We start from the raw sequence: 17935 nt of genomic DNA on the forward strand, positions 1-17935 counted from the left end.
AATGATTCCTGAAACTACTAAAATCGTAGAAGCCATCACTCCTCAAGCCGGGGGTGCTATAACGGGCGATTATGTATCCCTAAGGGATGCTGAACTTTGTTTTGTTATCGTTCATATCGACCAGGCAAATGCGGCTCAGGTTGCCATCACGATTGAACAAGCACAGGATGTGGCCGGTACAAACAGCAAGGTCATTACTAATGCTATACCTATTTGGGCTAATGAAGACTGTGGGGCAACGGATGCCCTTGTTCAGAAGCCAGAGGATGTTGATTTTACCACCTTAGCTACGATCAAACACAAACTGGTCATCTTCCAAATTGATCCGGCCCATTTGGATGTGAATAATGGTTTTGATTGTATCACCGTTAAAACGGCGGCTTCGGACCCCACCAACATCACTGCAGCACAGTATCTTCTGGCCGATTTACGTTACGGCGGCAATACCCCTCCCAGTGATATCGTAGATTAACGGCAGGTTAATTGAGGGGGGAGAGGTATATGAATCTTGTGTTAGTTAAGCCGTCGGCCACGGAACCCCTTTCCTTAACGGAATTAAGGAGCTACTTGCGATTGGACGATGGGCTCACCGATGATGCCTATCTGGAAGCCTTGATCACTGCGGCTCGGGAGTACTGTGAAAGTTTTCAGAACAGGGCCTTTATCACCCAAACCTGGCAGCTAAGCTTTCACTACTGGCCAGCTGAGGTAATTCAAATCCCAAGTGGGAACCTGCAAAAGATAAATTCGATCGGCTATAAGAATTCAAGTGGCGGGATAACAACTCTCACGGAAAACACGCATTACGTGGTGAGCAACCGGGGTGTCCTTGGCACGGTTGCTCCAGTGTTTGGGCAGCCCTGGCCACCTTTTGTCCCTTGGCCGCTTGATGCGGTCGTGATTGAGTTTGCCTGCGGGTATGGTGATACTGCTGACAGCGTCCCGGAAAAGGTGAAGCAAGCGATGAAACTTCTGGTAAGCCATTGGTATGAAAATAGAATTCCCTTAAGCGAAACGGGCCAGGTCCCTGGAGAAATTGCCTTTACCGTATCCGCGATTTTGTGGCAGGACCGCATCATACCGACTTAATGGAGGAGGCTAGCATGGATCCAGGAAAACTGAAGCATCAAGTAACGATCCAGCAAAACAATCCAAGTCAAGATGCTGAAGGCGTCATGGTAGAAAATTGGGTGGATATCGCGACCGTGTGGGCAGCGGTTCAACCGCTTCAAGGACGCGAACTCCTAGCGGCCCAGTCGATTGCCGCAGAAGTGACCACGCGCATCCGGATACGGTTCCGGGCAGGAATCACATCGGCGATGCGGATCTTGTACGGATCCCGTGTATTCGATATTCAAGCTCCTATCGACCCGGAAGAGAAACATCAGGAACTTAACCTTTTGTGCCGGGAGGTGATGATCGGTGGCCACGGAGCTTAGTTTAGAGGGACTTGAAGAAATACTTAACCGAGTGCAGCAGCTGGGCGATCAGGCGAGCCGCATTGAAAATAAAGCGCTGAAAGCGGGCGGAGCAGTAGTGCAGAAAAGAGCATCAGAATTGGCTCCAAGAAGCCGCCAAGCGAAACGGCACATGGCCGATCATATTAAGATAAGCGGAGTCAAAATCAAAGAAGGAATTAAATACGTAGAAGTCGGGCCAACTCGCGGAGATAACAGCGAGTTTTTTTATGCGAAGTTTCTGGAGTTCGGAACGAGTAAAATGTCAGCCCGGCCCTTCATGGGACCGGCAGCCAAAGAAAGCCAAGGAGAAGTCCTTGAAACAATAAAGGCACAGTTGAGAGCGGGGTTAGGTCTATGATCAGCGTCAAATCGCAAGTGCTCAGTGCACTCAAAGTAAACTCACAACTGATTGCGCTTCTCGGCGGTGAGGCCATTTACTTTCAAATAGCTCCGGATGCCAAGCAGTTCCCGCGCATTACCTTCTTTGAGATGTCCAATATAGGGTCAGTCTTTGCGGACGATACGGAAATGGCGAGCGACATCACTCTGCAGATCGATGTGTGGTGCAAAGGTAATACCACAGATATCTCCCTTGAGGTCGCCCGAACCATGAAAGGTTTGGGTTTCGCTCGGGACTCGGCCACGGATCTCTACGAAGACGATACAGGGGTATACCATAAAGTCCTTCGCTTTTCAACAACGGTAGAACTGGAGGAATGAATATGGGCAAAGGCGTTCAAGTCGGTCTCAATGACCTGCATTATGCCTTATTAACCAAAGATGATGAAACAGGAGTTACTTATTCCGCACCGGTAAAGGTTGCCGGTGCAATTAATGCCAAAATCACACCCAAATCCAATAGTGAAACTCTGTATGCGGATGATGGTCCTGCAGAAGTTGCGACGGCTTTAGGTGAGATCGATGTGGAACTCGAAACGAAGGATTTGGATTTAAACACACAGGCGGCGCTCCTCGGCCATACCGTAACCGATGGGGCGATTATAAGAAAAGCCAGTGATAATGCCCCGTATGTGGCGCTCGGCTTTAAGAGCAAGAAGTCGAACGGCAATTTCCGTTATGTCTGGCTCTTTAAGGGTAAGTTTATGCCGCCTGACCAGGAATACGCAACCCAAGAAGATAAACCTAAGTTCCAAACTCCAAAGATAAAGGGTTCATTTATCCGTAGGGATAATGATCTAGCCTGGCAGGTCGTCGGAGACGAAGATGAGGCCGGGTTTAGCGCGGGTCCAACATGGTTTAATGCGGTATATGCCGGAGTGGTGGATACCACAGCGCCTACGGTAACAGTAACCCCACTGGATGGTGCGAGTACCGTTGCCGTTGATGCCAACATTGTCTGGACTTTCAGTAAGGCCATTCAGAGCAGCCTGGTTACTTCGGGTAACTTCTTTGTTATGCAAGCGGATGGTATCCCGGTCAGTGGTACGCTTTCCATTAATGCGGCTCAGACGGTGGTTACTTTTGATCCAACCAATAATCTGGCTGCTGTTACGGATTATGTGGCCATCTGCACTCAGAATGTCAAGGATACCAATGGTAATGCCTTAGCTGCAACGAGTGTCACGAACTTTACCACGGCTTAATGAGTCAATTGCTCTCTTTTATTTTTTTTAGGAGGAACAAAGATGCCAATGAGTGACGTAATTCCGAAAAAGGTACCCATTGAATTGGATAAAAAGCGCAACCTTGTTTATGATCTAAATGCCTTGTCTGCTTTGGAAGAGACATATGGGGCGGTTGACCAAGCTTTTGCTGAAGTCGAAAAAGGGTCCGCGAAAGCCATTCGCGCCTTACTCTGGGCCGGACTCATCTCCGAGGATCCGGAGCTAACCCAAAGTCAGGCCGGGACACTGGTCGGACTCTCCGGTCTCACGCTCGTCTCTCAAAAAATTCTCGAAGCAGTCGAGGCGGCATTACCTGACCCAAACCGGACAGCGCCCAGCCAAGCAACGGACAAGGAAGCTTAGACTGGGCGTGGTTGTATTATTTGGGTCGGGTTGTCTTAGGCCTAGACGAAGAAACATTTTGGAAGTGTACATTGCGTAAGTTGACAACTCTTTGGCGTCAACATGAGCGTTTTCACAAAACGGAGCCTGACGGGGAAGAACCATCAGGTTTTATTGATCAAGTGCTCTAGGAGGCGAGGCTTATGGCCGGGGAACAAGAGATCGGCAAACTGCTCGTTCGGGTTGGGCTGGACAGTACCGGGTTTCTCAACAACGTCAGTACCATCAACCGGCAAATGCGGGTTGTGCAGGCCGAGTTTGAAAAGGCTAAAGCCTCTTTGGGGCAATACGGGTCGGCGGAGGACCAAGAACGCCTTAAGGCGGAGTCTCTAATACGGCAAATTGAACTTCAGAAGCAAAAAGTTGCCGCGCTGCAAGGCGCGTATGAACAGCTTGTTTCGGCCAAGAGCAAGGACAGTAAGGCCAGCCAGGATGTCCAAGTCCGGCTGTTAAAAGCTCAGACCGAGCTGGCTAAGTTGACCGGTGAGCTCAAACGCAATGAGTCTGAGGTTGAAAAGGATACTTCCCTTTGGGCTAAGTTCTCTAAGAGTGTGCAGAGGGCTGGTGAGCAGACAAAATCGGTGGGTGACAAACTCTCCTCTTCGGGAATTGGTAAGACCGTTGCCGGATTTGCCGGCGGCATAGCCGTATTTGAAGGAGCCAAGAACGCACTCAAGGGGATCACAGAGGCCGGGATCGGCACCAATGCCCAACTTGAACAAAACCAGATCGCCTTTCAAGTCCTCACCGGTTCAGCCGAACAGGCGAAACAAACTGTACAGGATTTGTATCAGTACTCAGCAAGTACCCCGTTTGAATTCCCGGATGTATCGGAAGCGGGACGTACCTTACAAGTGGTAGGGCTAAATGTCAAAGACACCATCAAATGGGTAGGAGATTTAGCTGCAGCCAATCCACAGGCAACGATTGGCGAGGTGGCCAGTGCCATTGCCCGGTTAAAATCGGGTGACTTCGGAGAAGCCTTTGAGCGATTGCGGGACTTCGGAATTTCCCGGGAGATGCTTACGGGGGCCGGTTTGGAGTTTGACAAAGGCGGTTCTTACAAAGGCAGCGTCGAACAGGCTTTAACCGCAGTGCAGAAAATTGTCCAGAGCAAATATGGCGGGATGGCCGATGCCCAGTCTAAGACTTTTTCCGGCATGATGAGTACCTTAAAGGACAATGTCAATATGACAATCGGTAAAGTCATGGAGCCGGTGTTTAATAAGCTAAAGGAACTCATGCCGACGATCTTGGAACAAGTGGGTCGATTTAGTGATACTCTAGCCAAAAGCGGACTGGGAGCTGCGCTTAATAATATTCTACCACCGGGAGTGGTCGGGACCTTTAAGGTATTTGGGGAGATCATCGCAGATATGGCCAAAGTGGCCTTCCCGGTTCTTAAGGAATTCTTTTTATTCGTCTCTGCTCATGGCGAATTCGTAAAGGCAGCTCTCGTAGGAATGGCAGCGGGTTTTGCTGCGCTTAAAACTATCACCGCTGTGGTAAACGTGATAAATACAGTGAAAACTGCATTTACCTCATTGAACGCTGCGATGGGTTTGATTGGTTTAGCTAGCAATCCAATTGGATGGATTGTGATAGCAGTAGGGGCTCTGGCGGTTGCCGGATATGAGCTCTATAAGCATTGGGACCAGGTGAAAACCTGGTTTTTTGGTCTTTGGGAAGGAATAAAGAATATCTTCTCGGGCGCTCTCAATGCGATTGTAGGATTTCTGACCAATTGGGGGCTACTCATTCTTGCGGCGGCTACAGGGCCTATTGGGCTGATTATTTATGCAGTGACCCAACACTGGGAACAAATTAAATCCACGATAACCCATGCTGCAGGGGTTGTCGTTATCGGCGTCAAGAACGCCTGGACGGGTTTAACAACCACTGTCTCTAATCTCTGGTCTGCGCTAAAGGGTAAAACAATCAATGTGTGGGATGGGATTAAAAACGGAGTGGTGGGTGCCGCCAAGTGGATGTACAACCACAACTACTACTTCAAGGATCTTGTCGATTTTGCGGCTCGGGCCTGGTTGAATCTGCAACAAAAGACCACAGAAGTATGGAATTTAGTCACTCAGTATTTGAACACAACCTGGGCTTTAATACAATCTGCGGCTACTCAGGCCTGGGGTGCTTTAACCAATACTCTTGTATCTTTATGGAACAGTATTTCGGACACAGCTCTCCAAGTTTGGGATTCACTTTCAGGGAGTCTGCAAAACCTCTGGCAAAATCTCGTCTTAGGGCTTCAGTCAATATTCACCCCTGTCAGAGATTTTCTAGCGGGAATCTGGAATCGAATTGAGGAAACGGCGAGCTCGGTTTGGAATAAAGTTGCAAATACCATAGGAAGCCTGGCTCAAAATGCTTTTAATTCAGTTACCCATATATTTGGGGGATTAAGGGATTGGTTCTCCAACCTTGCGGACGAAGCGTGGGATTGGGGAGCTAATATTATCCGGAGTCTTATTGCTGGAATCAAAGCTTTAGCCGGGCAAGTAGCCAATGCCGCTGGGGAAATCGCTAGCAAAATTGCGGCCTACTTAGGGTTTCATTCTCCGACCGAGGCAGGTCCCGGATCCGGAGCAGATCAATGGATGCCCAACCTCATGAAGATGTTGACGGCAGGAATTCAAGCCGGAGCTCCTAAACTCCAGGCACAGCTTAATAATGTGCTGTCGCCGCAGATTCGCGGGAGTCTCAACTGGGGGAATTATTCAACTCGCGCTATAGCTGCGGGCAAGAGTCCGGTCACATCAGTGAACAACTCTTATTCTTATGGCTCCCTTTTGCATACCGATAAAATCGTGATCTCGGGTGACATGGATATCCGGGATTTAGCGTATAAACTTGAGTTTTACCGGGGGCAGGCGGCTGCGGCGAGAGGAGGGGCGTGAGTGTTCAGTTTCAATTTCCAAGGGAAGGATAGCTACACCGATTTCGGGATAAAGGTCGAAAAAAGGCCGATTATCCCGAAACAGCAGAGGAACATTCAGTATGTTGAAGTCCCGGGACGAAGTGGAAGTTTGAAAATTGATGATGCAACCTATAAGGATATGATCATTCCTATCCAGTGTGGGTTTAGCGATACGTTCGTTACGGATAAGGCCGACTTGGTCAAGGCCTGGTTAGACAGTGGAGAAGGACCACTTATTTTTAGCAACCAGCTGGATAAGTATTACCTGGCCCATGTATCCGATCAGGTGGATATTGGCCAGGAGTTTAAGGTATTCGGCAAGTTCCTCGTTAATTTCCGCTGCAGGCCGTTTAAGTATGACTTAGATAACATGGCGATTACCTTAACGTCTGCTGGAACCATCACGAACCCTGGGACGGTGGCCAGTGAGCCTGTTATCCTCGTTACGGGTGATGGAGATATAACCTTACGATCAATGGAGTGAATATCCTGCTCACCGGGGTTAGCGGTTCTATTACTATTGACAGTGTACTGAAGGATGCTTACAAGGATACGGTTCTTCAAAATAGCTTAATGAACGGGGATTTCCCACTATTGCTATCCGGAAATAATACTATTAGTTGGACGGGAGCCGTTTCATCCGTGCAAATAACCCCGAATTGGCGGTGGTTATAGTGATTAATCTCTACGACTCAATCGAGACTAATTTTACATATAACGGTCTTGTGGTTCTAAGAGATTGCAAGAGTGCTTTTGTTGAAGAGGAGCTCAACGGGAAATACGAACTTGAACTGGAATACCCTATCGATACGCGTGGGAAATGGGCCTATTTAATAGAAGGAAATATCTTAAAAGCCGATGGGCAGTTGTTTCGGATTTACCACAAAGAAAAGACAATGACCGGGATTAAGGTGAGTGCCCGGCATATTTTCTATGATCTCTTGGACAATTTGGTGGAGAGCTGCATCATCGGGAATTTGAATGCTGCCGGGGCCTTAAATGCTATATTATCCGACACTCAATATACACAAGGCTACACTTCCATGTCCGATATAGATGTCTCCAATACCTATACTATTTATAAGCAGAATCCTGTTGGAGCCATTCTAGGAGAAAATGGAGTCATTTCGAGATATGGCGGGGAATTAGTTCGTGACAACTTTACCATCAGCTTACTGCAGGAAAGGGGAATGGATCGGGGCGTACTTGTCAGTTATGGTAAGAATATTGTGGGCATAGATGAAACCTTGGACATGGGAGGGGTTGTAACTAGAATCCTGCCCATCGGTAAGGATGGACTTCTTCTTCCCGAAAAGTACCTGGACAGTTCACTTATCGGTAATTATCCTCATCCAATTGTCAAACCTGTTGAGTTCACAGATATTGATACTGAAGCAGAACTGAGAACAGCCGGACAAAATTATCTGAGCCAGTACGACAAGCCCCTCGTAAATTATGCGGTTGACTTTATCGAGCTCACCAAGACAGAGGAATATAAACATTATTCAATTCTGGAAACGGTTTACTTAGGTGATACGGTAACCGTCCGACATTCCAAATTAAACCTCGACCTAAAATGCAAGGTGATCCGGATTAAGAAAAACGAACTCATTAACCGAATTGAGGAAGTTGAGTTGGGCAGCTTTAGACTTAACATTGCCGATACTCTTTCGGGTATTAATAGTACGATTCAAGCCCTGGGAAATCAACAAGTCCAAGATAAAACCGATTTGCAGACCGCCATCGATAATGCCACGTTGCAGATCAACTCGGCCCTGGGCGGCTATGTCTTGAAGCGAAACGGCGAACTGCTCATTATGGATACTAAGGATGTGAACACCGCAACTAAGGTTTGGCGCTGGAATCAAGGAGGGTTGGGTTATTCAGGCACTGGCTATAACGGCCCTTACCGAACGGCGATTACCACCGATGGTCATATCGTAGCTGACTTCGTCGACACCGGATCACTTACCGCCGGGATTGTAAAAACCGGGACACTCTCAAGCAAATCAGGAAAATTAAGCATCGGGTTAGATGATGAAGTGTTAAATATCGGCGGGATGATTATCTATGATGGGGCTACGGGTCAAGTCACTTTTGCTCCGACGGTGGTTTTGACGTGGGACAACCTTCCCTCCGATGTCGCCAATGTCAATAATCTACCGAGTAGCGGGGGATTAGATGAAGCCCAGGTCACGACGATTGCGAGAAACGAAATCGCCACAGCAACCATAAAAGTTGACCAACTCACTGATAATGATGTGCAAAATCCAATTATCCGCCTGTTTGAGGCAGGCAGTATAGGTGCTGACGGATTAATTAGTGACGGAAACCCTGCGATTGATGCTACTTACAACTTATTGCAGGGGATTGGTCATGCAATCCGTTGGAAATGGAATGACTCAAATTATATTTACCTTGCCACAAATATGATTGATTTTTACTTCTCAGAGAGCAACGCAGGAAATCGACCGGAGGTAAGACCAGATGGATTTTATGTAGGCAGCAAAAAAATAGGGAAACCGGCAGACAGCATAACCTTAACCTATCGCAGCGACGGGACAGGGTTTGATACGGTTATGGATGGAATTGCCGATAGTTGGTCTTGGGCAAAAGACGGTAATGGTAGAATAACTCAACTGACTAGCACATCCGGTAGGGTTGTGAATGTAATTTTTTAGGGGGTAGGCTTTATGAGCCAGGATGACTGGAATGACGGCTTCCTAGTTGGGGTAATTGCTGGAATGGCACCTTCCCCCACGAATTATTATGGTGCTGGGGGGAACACAATTTTAAGAGTGGCTTTTCCAGGGCTTATTCCGGTTGTAAACCCACCTTTGATTAAGAATTTCCCAAATTTCTCTGGTACAGTAATCGATAAAATTGTTACGCAAACAAGTATGGCAAGTTGGACAGTACAATAAGAGGAGGTAGTGACAAATTGCCTTATCAGCTTTACTCAACTTATCAGACGGGAAATGGAGGTTCCTATGGTGATGCTAATGCCGCGATAGGCGTTATACTTTCTGCGGTACAAAATTTATACCCAGGGTTGGTTACAGTTATATCTGATAATAACCCTCCTGTCACATCAATGAGAACTGTAGTTTTCCAAGTAGGGGATAGCGGTCACTATATCAAGTTGCAAAACCAGTCGAACTATTTGTATCACTATATTATGAATTTGGCTAATACTAGCTCATTAGGCGGTCAGTCTGAAACTAGCGGCAATTGGTATACAAGCAATGCTTGGGTAAAAGTTCTTGCTGGTCCGAATTCTCTAGTTCTTGAATCAAATTATCCATATCATCTTGGGTTTGCTTTTGTTAAGGGTGATGATGGACATTGGTATGGACGACACTATTACAACAGTTGGTATCCTTACAACGGAGATTATATAGTTAATGATAGTGGTTGTGGCTCAAATTATCGCAATGCCGCAGGTCAAACAGCCTTTGGGAAAAAGATGTTTAATTTTAATAGTGTCTGGCTTGCAACTTGTCCCGCCTTTTTAGCTGGAAGCGATGGTGCTTTAGGCTCAGGGGTAGTATTGAATGACGGTACTTACAACTGGTTTAACTCTACTATGGGCATATTTACAGATATGTAGGAGGAGTCCTAATATGTTCTCTATTGATAGCTTAATAATGTATCTAAAGTTTAATGACGTTTCTGGAGCTCTTATAACCCCTAATAGCACACTAGTTTCGGGAAACCCGGATGAATCTCTGTTTAACGTATCTATGCCTGATGAAGCTGGGATTCAGGCTGCAAAAGACCAATTAGACAGGGACATAGATCATCCGGTTATAATGCTGGGGATTCAAGTCTACTCAAGGATAGTAAGTATGACAGACAAAACTCTCGTTGTGGGAATAATTAAGAAATAGTTAGCGGTGGTTGTAGTTATATAAGAACATAGCGGTTAGTGACAAGACCTATTAATTCTTCGCGTTAGGAGGAAGGGCGATTGGAGAGTGTTGTAACTTATGCTTTAGATAATGACATGATATTTTTAGCCTTATTTATACTTACGGTCGGGGGATTAGTTTGGCTGGTTCGTTGGATACTCCGGACAAATGATGACCGGGAAAAAAGGTATATTACGGTTATTGACGAACAGGCCAAAAACTTTTCCGTTGTGAAAGAGATTAAAGAATCTGTGGAGCGAATTGAGCGCAGAATGGAGAAACACTGATGGAATTACGAAAATATCCTTATTCCTATATTGATTTACACCATACTGCAGGACATGAATCGAATACCGAAGCTGTACGCCAAGAGCATTTGATACAGGGGTGGGGCGACATTGGTTACAATGCGGTAATTGAGCCCGACGGGACTGTGGGGAAAGGCCGAGATACTAAGTATGCCGGAGCGCATGATTTAGGGCTATCACCTGATGGGATTCCAATGAATCAAGTTGCTTATGCTATCTCGCACATCGGAAACTTTATGCAGGATATCATGGGTGAACCCCAATTCTGGTCATCAGTACGGCACTGCGCCCAAAAGTGTAGGGAGTTTGGGATTATTCCTTCGACGCTAACGATCAAGCGGCATAAAGATCAGTATGCCACGGATTGCCCGGGGACTAATTTTCCTTATGAACGTTATGTTCAAGAGGTTATTAATTTTAATGAAGGAAGATGAAAACGTGGATGAAGGAATTTTAATCTTTGGTCCGGATGATTTTGTACCGGCCAGGCGTTTGGCGGCAACCTTAAACAATGAGGTTGCTATTTTTATGCGCAATGAACAGGGTATGCCACCAGAGGCCATTAAAACAGCGAAGCATTTAGTAGTCATTGGCGGGGGTGAAGTCAATCATCCTAATCAAACAATACTTGCCGGAGCTAATTGGTTTGAAACGGTCGCGGAAGTTGGCAAGAAATTAGGGCTTTAGAATTAATTTGCTCATACCCCTAGTTAATTCTTAATAGGAATATCTGGGGGTGTAAATATGAGGCATGTAACTCATGAGGCTATTGGAATGGCAGCATATTCAATTGTCATCAACCTGGTATACAATTCTAGAACATTGTGTCAATTCCTTATTCTTTTATTGCTAACTCCAATTGTATTTATAACTTCTAAGAGTCCGGATAAAATTGATGGGAAATTCAAATTGCCACACCGCGAAATTTCACATAGCATAACAATTTGGATGTTGCTTTCAATATTGGTTACCTTCTTAACCTTACTGTGTTGCTGGATAATAGGAATAATGGATTTTCCTATTAAAGCAATAGTTATTGCCTTTTCGTTATCGTACTTAATGCATATACTTGCTGATTCATTTACAGATAATGGGGTTAGGTTGTTATGGCCTTTAAATAGACATAAACCCAGAAGGCCAATCTATCGGTTTTGGTATTATAGAGATGGTGAAAAGTACGAAAATTATATTAGATATACGGCAAATATCCTAAGCCTTATTATCTGGATAAGTATTTTTTACCAAATGGTAATGTAGATAATAGGACATTCTGGATTGGTAATAGGAATGTACTAGGAGGTGGTCTAATGGCTCATCGCTGGTGCAAACCTCTATCCATAGAGGGAATTCCTAAGAAAGTAAGAGATAGCGCGTTCGAGAAGTTGGTAGAAGTGCGTGACATGATAAACCTTAAGGGAAATAAATTTGTCTCCTTGGGACCAATAACAATTTTTCAAACAGATTTAGAAGATGTAATAGAACATGTGAAAGCTTCGACTAAGGAAACAAAGTCAAAAAGTAAGGATCGCGATGATATTCCTAAAGAAATTAAGAATACTATAGATCGATTAAAAGAGGAACAAGATTTAACACAGAAAGAAATCAAAAAACTTGAAAGGGAGTTAAGGACAAAAGAGTTTAAGCTTATGGAAAAAGATAAAAAGATTAGGCACTTGGAACAACAAGCAAAAATTCTGGGAAACCAGCGTCATTGTACTAGGGTAAAGCAGAAGTTCGAAAAGAATTATGAAAAGTTCCTTGAAACGTTAAATGATGATTTGTTATACCTAGAATTAGAAGATAAAAAAGACATAAAGGTATTGCTCGAAAATATGTCTGAAACAATTGTAAGTACAATTAACAAGTTGTAATTGTTCTGGACATTAAATCTTAAGTTATTTGACCGTTGCTTGAAAAAGTAGCAGTTTAATTATTGAAGGAGGCAAAGAACAATGTTTCAAAATCGACTTAAGAGCCCAGTGGCATGGGGAGCATTAGCAGCCCTTGCCCTATTTATCTTAAAGACTTACGGATTACTTTCGGCAATTGGTTTAACAGAGGACAGTTTCAAAGAGCTTACTAACCTAATTTTTGCAGCAGCTGCTGCGTTTGGAATCCTGAACAATCCAACAAACAAGGATGGATTTTAACATTCCAAAACATTGAATATTACTTTAGAGGACCTGTGGAGCAAAATCCACAGGTCTTTTTTTGCACCCAAACCGTCCGATTTTACCTCCTTAGCTGGCTTACAGCGAAGGCATCTGGGATTAGCCTTCGGAGGAGGTAGTTCTATGACATATCAGCAAAAAGAAACGATTAAACAAATGCGCAGCGAGGGCTTTAGCTATTCGAAGATAGCGGATAAGCTTGGCATTTCAGAGAACACGGTGAAATCATTCTGCCGCCGGAACAACCTCGGTGGTATCGGTGTGTGTAACGCTAGTCAAGATGACGGCATTCGTTGCTGTCAGTGTGGAATGCCGCTTACCTACACCGTCGGGGTCAAACAAAAGCGGTTCTGTTCCGATAGATGCCGTATGGCTTGGTGGAATACTCATCCGGAAGCTGTAAGGCGAAAAGCTTTTTATCCCTTTACATGCGCCCATTGTGGTACTGCTTTTGAAAGTTACGGCAATAAGAGACGAAAATACTGTTCCCGCGCTTGCTACGGTAAGTCAAAGGTGGTGCGTCATGAGTAAGGAACAGGCAATCATCCATTACAGGACGGCCATGACAGTTTTTATAAAATGGCTTGCCGAGGGCATCATCACCAAAGAGGAACTTTCAAGAATTGATGTACTAATAGCCCAAAAATACGGACTTTCTTCACGAAGTATATATCGCTTAACGCTTGATATTACAGGTGTTTAGAGTGAACATGTTATAGCGGAAGGAGGTTTTTTATGGGAAGAATTATTACAAAAATAGCCTTGGCTGCTCCGTCAATTCCCACGAGGCGGAGGGTTGCCGCCTATGCGCGCGTATCAAGCGGAAAGGATGCGATGCTTCAGTCCCTTGCTGCCCAGGTCAGCTATTACAGCGGCCTGATACAGCAACGGCCGGATTGGGAATACGCCGGTGTCTATGCAGATGAAGCACTGACTGGAACAAAGGATAACCGACCAGAATTCCTGCGTATGATTTCTGACTGCAAGGACGGAAAAATTGATACGATCATTACAAAATCAATTTCACGTTTTGCCAGGAATACCGTTACTCTTCTAGAGACTGTGCGGGAACTCAAGCTGCTCGGTGTGGACGTATTCTTTGAAGAGCAGAACATCCACTCCATCAGTGGTGACGGGGAGCTTATGCTGACCATTCTCGCGTCCTACGCACAGGAGGAAAGCCTGTCGGCAAGTGAAAACTGCAAATGGCGCATACGCAAACAGTTTGAAGAAGGAGAATTGGCCAACCTAAGGTTCATGTTTGGTTACCAGATTGTTAAGGGCAAGGTGAAGCTCGATCCTGAGCAAGCTGCTGTCGTCCGCATGATTTTTGAGGACTATATCAATGGCATGGGCGGTGGCAAGATTGCAGAGAAGCTAAAAGAAATGAACATAGCCACTGTGCGCAGTGGTGACTGGAATAGTGAACGCGTGATAGCCATCCTTAAAAATGAAAAATACGCTGGAAATGCATTGTTGCAGAAAAAATATGTAGCAGACCATTTAACAAAAAAGCTAGTCAGGAACAAAGGTATTCTTCCAATGTATTTTGCGGAAGGCACTCATCCAGCTATTATTGACATGGAAACCTTTGAAAAAGCGCAAGCAGTCATGAAAGAGCGGCGCAGGCTTTTTGGGGCAAAGAGTAATACCCGTAACCGATATCCCTTCAGCGGCATAATCGAGTGTGGAAGTTGCGGCAAGATGTATAAGCGGAAAGTCAGAGACGGCAAACCAGCCTGGCAGTGTTCCACTTTTTTGAAGTGGGGTAAGGCCGCCTGTCAGACCAAGCAAATACCGGAACAGGTGCTTTATACAACCAGTGCTGAGGTTCTCGGTCAGGAAGAATTTAACGCTGGACTCTTCGCAAAAGAAATTGTAGAAATCCGGGTACCTGAGTTCAATAAGCTGGTCTTCGTGTTCCGAGACGGACATATAGCTGAAAAGGTCTGGCAATACCGGTCGCACCGTGAAATTTGGACTGATGAGATGCGCCAGGCAGCTCGTGAAAAAGCAAAAGGGAGGCGGTAGAAATGGCGTCAAATGTAAGAGTAATACCAGCAACCCTTCAGCGAAATTCGGCTCAAGGTACGCATCTGAGTGCCAAACGAAGAACTGCAGCTTACGCCAGAGTTTCCACGGATAGCGAAGAGCAATTAACCAGTTACGAGGCCCAGGTGGATTACTATACCAAATACATCAAGGAACGGGCTGATTGGGAATTTGTCCGAGTTTATACAGACGAAGGTATCTCGGCTACCAATACTAAGAAACGCGACGGCTTTAAGCAGATGGTCGCTGATGCTTTGTACGGGCAGATTGATTTGATTATTACAAAGTCGGTTAGCCGCTTTGCTCGGAACACTGTAGATAGCCTTGTGACGGTGCGCCAGCTTAAGGAAAAAGGGGTGGAGGTCTACTTTGAGAAGGAAAACATTTATACTCTGGACAGTAAGGGTGAGCTTCTCATCACCATAATGTCCAGCCTTGCGCAGGAAGAAAGCCGCTCCATTTCCGAGAATGTAACATGGGGGCAGCGCAAGCGCATGGCGGATGGAAAAATCAGTCTTCCCTACGGCCAGTTCCTTGGTTACGAGAAGGGAGAGGAAGGTCTGCCTAAGATTGTAGAATCTGAAGCTGAGATTGTACGAATGATATTTAGGTTATTTATAGAGGGTAAAACACCTTCGGTGATTGCAAAGCAGCTCGCCAGCCAGGGTATCCCGTCGCCAGCTGGGAAAAAGACATGGCAGGTGGCCACGGTGAAAAGCATTCTGGCCAACGAGAAATATAAGGGCGATGCCCTTCTCCAGAAACGCTTTACGGTTGATTTCCTCACCAAAGCCACTAAAGTAAACGAGGGTGAGGTTCCACAATATTATGTACAGAACAGCCACCCAGCTATTATCGAGCCTGAAGAGTTCGACGCGGTTCAGGCAGAAATCGAGCGGCGCAAGGGTCTCGGGAGGCCATCCGGCTGCAACAGCCCTTTCACGACGAAGATTGTCTGTGGTGATTGCGGTGGTTTTTACGGTACTAAAGTCTGGGGTTCCAACACAAAATACCGCCGGGTAATCTGGAGGTGCAATGAAAAGTACAAGGGTGATAAAAGGTGTAGTACGCCACACGTAACCGAGGATGATGTAAAACAGCGTTTTCTCACAGCATTTAATAGACTAATGGGAGACCGGGAGGAGTTAATTGCCAACTGCCGACTCTCCCAGAGTATCCTTTGCGACTATTCGGCGATTGAAGCTGAGCTTGAGGAATTGAGGCGTGAAATCGAGGTGGTTACCGAACTATCTAAAAAGGCAATTTATGAAAACGCCCGGATGGCTGTCAGCCAGGATGAATGGAGTGAGCGCAACAACATCTATCTGGATCGGCATCGCAAGGCAACGGAGCGGGTGGCTGAACTTGAGAAGCTGAAGTGCGAGCGCCAGAATAAATTCCTGATGATAGATAAATTTATCAAAGGCATTGAATCACGCCCGCTGGCTTTGGAGGAGTTCGACGATAAGCTGTGGGCAGTGGCAGTTGAGAAAGTAACGGTTATGACGGATGGCAGGATGGTATTCAGCTTCAAGGATGGCACGGACATCGAGGGATAAAAAATAAATAGCCAATAAATTGTTTATCCAGTTTATGGGCTATTTTTGGGCTGCTTATTTTAGGGCATTCTTTTTTTGTATGGGAGAAAATTTTGGAATGGTATAGACATAATTGCTTCCGTCAATAAAATACATTGTCATTTTTCGATCTCTTGTAATAACAGCATGGTTTATCATTACCCGCCATTCGGAATCATCAAAGAATAGTTCTTTGGGCGATTTGATCAGAAAATCTGCCAGGAAGTCCGAAACTAGCTGATCTCTTTCTCTCTTCAAAAGATAAGGTATATTTGAGCGGATTGATGAGACTGTAAGGTGGCGGCAGAGTTCGATCAATTCAGGATCGTCTTTTAGTTTACTTATAATGGCTTCGTTGAACGCGTGAACGATAACCTCTTCATACAGGTGTGGAACCATACATTTATCTGAGTGGTTGTATCGGTCATTACATTTCCAGGCAATATGACGATACTTTTTATTGTTCTTATAACTACCAACTATTTTCCGGCCAAACTTTCCACCGCAGTCTCCGCATATCAGCTTATTTGCAAATGTGTTGTGACTAGGGTTATCCAGAACTCTATTCTGGCAAAGTATTCTCACTTGGACTTCATCAAAAACTGCTTTGCTAATGATTGGGTCATGGTCATCCTGAATAAAATACTGTGCTAATTCTCCATTATTCTTTCGCCATTTCTTAGTGAGAAAATCCTCGATAAAGGTTTTCTGCAACAGCGCAGCGCCGTAGTATTTTTCGTTTGTAAGGATGCTGATAACTGTTTTGTTCATCCATCGCGAACAACCTGCTGGTGTTGGTATGTTTTCATCCGTCAAAATAGCTGCGATATTTGAAGGAGTTCTGCCCTCAAGATACATTCTGTAAATTCGCCGTATTATGGCGGCCTCTTCCTCAACGATCTCTGGTTTGCCATCTAAGCCTTTTTTATAACCGAGAAACTGTCGATAGGGCAAGGAATACTTCCCATCTGCCATTCGTTTGCGCAGACCCCACTTTACATTTTCTGATATGGACCGGCTTTCCTCTTGAGCCATGCTTGAGAGCAGGGTCAGCATAAACTCACCTTTGCTGTCAAATGTAAAAATCTGCTCCTTCTCAAAAAACACTTCTACGCCAAATTCTTTAAGTTTGCGAATTGCCGTAAGCGTATCGACTGTATTGCGGGCAAAACGTGAAATTGATTTAGTGATAATGAGGTCAATTTTATCGTTAAGAGCATCTTCAATCATTCGGTTAAATTCAGAGCGGTTTTTACTCGATGTGCCAGAAATCCCTTCATCAGCATAAAGGGCGACAAACTCCCAGTTCGGATAGGTAGCTATATAATGAGGATAATAATCTTTTTGGGCTTCGACGCTTAGGAGTTGCTCATCGCTAGATGTTGAAACACGAGCATATGCCGCCACACGTCTCTTTTGAAATGAGGATCCTGATACAGTGTTAACCACGGGAACGGGGTCAATCTTAATAACTCTGCGTTCCAAATGATACACCGC

The 17935-nt window shown here is 45.3% G+C and carries 24 protein-coding genes; 23 read left to right on the forward strand and 1 reads right to left on the reverse strand.

The window, feature by feature from the left end; genetic code table 11:
• The first annotated feature begins 1 nt into the window (after position 1).
• The 23 genes from ACYQ2N_RS20050 to ACYQ2N_RS20160 all read left to right on the forward strand — a co-directional run bounded on the left by ACYQ2N_RS20050 (position 2) and on the right by ACYQ2N_RS20160 (position 16420).
• Entirely contained in the window at positions 2–472 is a 471-nt protein-coding gene (locus ACYQ2N_RS20050) for a hypothetical protein (RefSeq protein WP_460001192.1), read from the forward strand.
• A gap of 29 nt (positions 473–501) precedes the next feature.
• Entirely contained in the window at positions 502–1089 is a 588-nt protein-coding gene (locus ACYQ2N_RS20055; RefSeq protein WP_460001194.1) for a head-tail connector protein, read from the forward strand.
• Entirely contained in the window at positions 1089–1439 is a 351-nt protein-coding gene (locus ACYQ2N_RS20060) for a phage head closure protein (RefSeq protein WP_460001195.1), read from the forward strand. The genes ACYQ2N_RS20055 and ACYQ2N_RS20060 overlap by 1 nt, the downstream gene beginning before the upstream one ends.
• Positions 1423–1818: an HK97-gp10 family putative phage morphogenesis protein gene (locus ACYQ2N_RS20065; RefSeq protein ID WP_460001196.1), complete on the forward strand. Its 396-nt coding sequence runs from the start codon at positions 1423–1425 to the stop codon at positions 1816–1818. Before ACYQ2N_RS20060 ends, ACYQ2N_RS20065 begins: the two co-directional genes overlap by 17 nt.
• Positions 1815–2180 carry a tail completion protein gp17 gene (gene gp17 / locus ACYQ2N_RS20070; RefSeq protein WP_460001197.1) on the forward strand — a complete coding sequence of 122 codons (366 nt, stop codon included), beginning with the start codon at positions 1815–1817 and terminating at the stop codon, positions 2178–2180. Before ACYQ2N_RS20065 ends, gp17 begins: the two co-directional genes overlap by 4 nt.
• Before the next feature lie 2 nt (positions 2181–2182).
• Entirely contained in the window at positions 2183–3064 is an 882-nt protein-coding gene (locus ACYQ2N_RS20075; RefSeq protein ID WP_460001198.1) for a major tail protein, read from the forward strand.
• A gap of 42 nt (positions 3065–3106) precedes the next feature.
• On the forward strand, positions 3107–3448 hold the full coding sequence (locus ACYQ2N_RS20080; protein ID WP_460001199.1) for a hypothetical protein: 342 nt from the start codon (positions 3107–3109) through the stop codon (positions 3446–3448).
• Positions 3449–3630: 182 nt separating this feature from the next.
• On the forward strand, positions 3631–6399 hold the full coding sequence (locus tag ACYQ2N_RS20085; protein ID WP_460001200.1) for a phage tail protein: 2769 nt from the start codon (positions 3631–3633) through the stop codon (positions 6397–6399).
• Positions 6400–6903 (forward strand): distal tail protein Dit, encoded by a 504-nt coding sequence (locus ACYQ2N_RS20090; RefSeq protein ID WP_460001201.1) that lies wholly within the window; start codon positions 6400–6402, stop codon positions 6901–6903.
• A gap of 190 nt (positions 6904–7093) precedes the next feature.
• Positions 7094–9100: a phage tail spike protein gene (locus ACYQ2N_RS20095; RefSeq protein WP_460001202.1), complete on the forward strand. Its 2007-nt coding sequence runs from the start codon at positions 7094–7096 to the stop codon at positions 9098–9100.
• A gap of 12 nt (positions 9101–9112) precedes the next feature.
• Positions 9113–9343 (forward strand): hypothetical protein, encoded by a 231-nt coding sequence (locus ACYQ2N_RS20100; protein WP_460001203.1) that lies wholly within the window; start codon positions 9113–9115, stop codon positions 9341–9343.
• Between the two features lie 17 nt (positions 9344–9360).
• Positions 9361–10029, forward strand: a complete 669-nt coding sequence (locus tag ACYQ2N_RS20105) for a hypothetical protein (RefSeq protein WP_460001204.1) — start codon at positions 9361–9363, stop codon at positions 10027–10029.
• A gap of 13 nt (positions 10030–10042) precedes the next feature.
• Positions 10043–10309 carry a hypothetical protein gene (locus tag ACYQ2N_RS20110; RefSeq protein ID WP_460001205.1) on the forward strand — a complete coding sequence of 89 codons (267 nt, stop codon included), beginning with the start codon at positions 10043–10045 and terminating at the stop codon, positions 10307–10309.
• 80 nt (positions 10310–10389) lie between these two features.
• Entirely contained in the window at positions 10390–10617 is a 228-nt protein-coding gene (locus tag ACYQ2N_RS20115; protein WP_460001206.1) for a hypothetical protein, read from the forward strand.
• Complete coding sequence (locus ACYQ2N_RS20120) at positions 10617–11072, forward strand: peptidoglycan recognition protein family protein (RefSeq protein ID WP_460001207.1); 456 nt, start codon at positions 10617–10619, stop codon at positions 11070–11072. The genes ACYQ2N_RS20115 and ACYQ2N_RS20120 overlap by 1 nt, the downstream gene beginning before the upstream one ends.
• On the forward strand, positions 11059–11325 hold the full coding sequence (locus ACYQ2N_RS20125) for a hypothetical protein (protein ID WP_460001208.1): 267 nt from the start codon (positions 11059–11061) through the stop codon (positions 11323–11325). Before ACYQ2N_RS20120 ends, ACYQ2N_RS20125 begins: the two co-directional genes overlap by 14 nt.
• Before the next feature lie 57 nt (positions 11326–11382).
• Positions 11383–11895, forward strand: coding sequence for a metal-dependent hydrolase (locus tag ACYQ2N_RS20130; RefSeq protein WP_460001209.1), 513 nt, complete (start codon positions 11383–11385; stop codon positions 11893–11895).
• Between the two features lie 50 nt (positions 11896–11945).
• Positions 11946–12509, forward strand: a complete 564-nt coding sequence (locus tag ACYQ2N_RS20135; RefSeq protein WP_460001210.1) for a hypothetical protein — start codon at positions 11946–11948, stop codon at positions 12507–12509.
• Positions 12510–12590: 81 nt separating this feature from the next.
• A complete protein-coding gene (locus tag ACYQ2N_RS20140; RefSeq protein ID WP_460001211.1) occupies positions 12591–12788 on the forward strand; it encodes a holin in 198 nt (65 codons plus the stop codon).
• A 144-nt stretch (positions 12789–12932) separates the two neighbouring features.
• Positions 12933–13340 (forward strand): helix-turn-helix domain-containing protein, encoded by a 408-nt coding sequence (locus ACYQ2N_RS20145; RefSeq protein WP_460001212.1) that lies wholly within the window; start codon positions 12933–12935, stop codon positions 13338–13340.
• Positions 13333–13512 carry an SHOCT domain-containing protein gene (locus tag ACYQ2N_RS20150; RefSeq protein WP_460001214.1) on the forward strand — a complete coding sequence of 60 codons (180 nt, stop codon included), beginning with the start codon at positions 13333–13335 and terminating at the stop codon, positions 13510–13512. Before ACYQ2N_RS20145 ends, ACYQ2N_RS20150 begins: the two co-directional genes overlap by 8 nt.
• A 32-nt stretch (positions 13513–13544) precedes the next feature.
• Positions 13545–14840 carry a recombinase family protein gene (locus ACYQ2N_RS20155; RefSeq protein ID WP_460001215.1) on the forward strand — a complete coding sequence of 432 codons (1296 nt, stop codon included), beginning with the start codon at positions 13545–13547 and terminating at the stop codon, positions 14838–14840.
• Between the two features lie 2 nt (positions 14841–14842).
• Entirely contained in the window at positions 14843–16420 is a 1578-nt protein-coding gene (locus ACYQ2N_RS20160; protein WP_460001216.1) for a recombinase family protein, read from the forward strand.
• A gap of 54 nt (positions 16421–16474) precedes the next feature.
• On the opposite strand, the gene ACYQ2N_RS20165 is transcribed toward ACYQ2N_RS20160, so the two are convergent.
• Positions 16475–17923, reverse strand: a complete 1449-nt coding sequence (locus ACYQ2N_RS20165; protein ID WP_460001217.1) for a recombinase family protein — start codon at positions 17921–17923, stop codon at positions 16475–16477.
• Positions 17924–17935 lie beyond the last annotated feature (12 nt).

The sequence above is a fragment of the Paradesulfitobacterium aromaticivorans genome, assembly GCF_054657415.1.